Source organism: Acidovorax sp. HMWF018 (assembly GCF_003061035.1).
GTDB lineage: Bacteria > Pseudomonadota > Gammaproteobacteria > Burkholderiales > Burkholderiaceae_C > Acidovorax > Acidovorax delafieldii.
The window spans coordinates 741-1,518 of record NZ_QAIM01000407.1 but is presented as its reverse complement, the minus strand read 5'-3'; the positions used below and the strand labels follow the sequence as shown (position 1 = coordinate 1,518).

Annotated in this window: 2 protein-coding genes; one reads left to right on the top strand and one right to left on the bottom strand. The window is 63.9% G+C overall.

Annotated features, from left to right (window positions below):
* Positions 1 to 295: pirin-like C-terminal cupin domain-containing protein (locus DBR23_RS16760; RefSeq protein WP_304466213.1), on the top strand; the 295-nt coding region annotated here is incomplete at its 5' end.
* Positions 296 to 358: 63 nt separating this feature from the next.
* Here DBR23_RS16760 and DBR23_RS30875 read toward each other — a convergent pair.
* Positions 359 to 778, bottom strand: a 420-nt coding sequence (locus tag DBR23_RS30875; protein ID WP_255581746.1) for a rhodanese-like domain-containing protein, incomplete at its 5' end; no start/stop codon positions are given.

Below are 778 nucleotides of genomic sequence, written 5' to 3'. Positions count from 1 at the left end.
GGTGTACACCGTGGATGCACCCGTGTCGCTGAACGGCGATGAGGTGCCTGCGCACATCCTGGCCGTGGCGGAACCCGGCCAGCCCCTGCGCCTGACGGCGGGCGAGAGCGCCGTGCGCCTGATGGTGATTGGCGGCGAGCCGCTGGATGCGCCACGCCACATGTGGTGGAACTTTGTCTCCAGCCGCAAGGACCGCATCGTGCAGGCCGCCAGCGACTGGGAGGCCCAGGCCATGGGCCAGGTGCCGGGCGAGGTGGAGTGGATACCCCTGCCGGAACACCGCTTCAAGGCGTGATCAAAGCGTGATATGTGGATAAAAATGGGCTGTAGCGCTAGTACATAAAGCGCTGGCAGCTCATTATTTGATAGCGACTTCTGTAGCGGCTGCAGCCGCTGTAGGCGTGTCGATGGCGAGCCCGGTGTCCAGCACGCGGCGCTCGTCAAACACAAAACACCCGCCGTGGTAGTGCGCGCCGTCTGTCAGCTCAAAGTATTTCAGGATGCCACCCTCCAGCTGGTAGACATGGGGCAGGCCTTCCTCGCGCATGAGGATGGCGGCTTTTTCGCAGCGGATGCCGCCGGTGCAGAAGCTCACCACCGTCTTGTCCTGCAGTTCGCTTTTGTGCGCGCGCAGTGCAGGCGGAAACTCGGTGAACTTGTCGATGCGCCAGTCGATGGCGTTGTCGAACGTGCCTGCGTCCACCTCGAAGGCGTTGCGGGTGTCGAGCGTGACCACTTCGCGGCCGTCGTCGTCATGGCCTTGGTCCAGCCAGCGGCG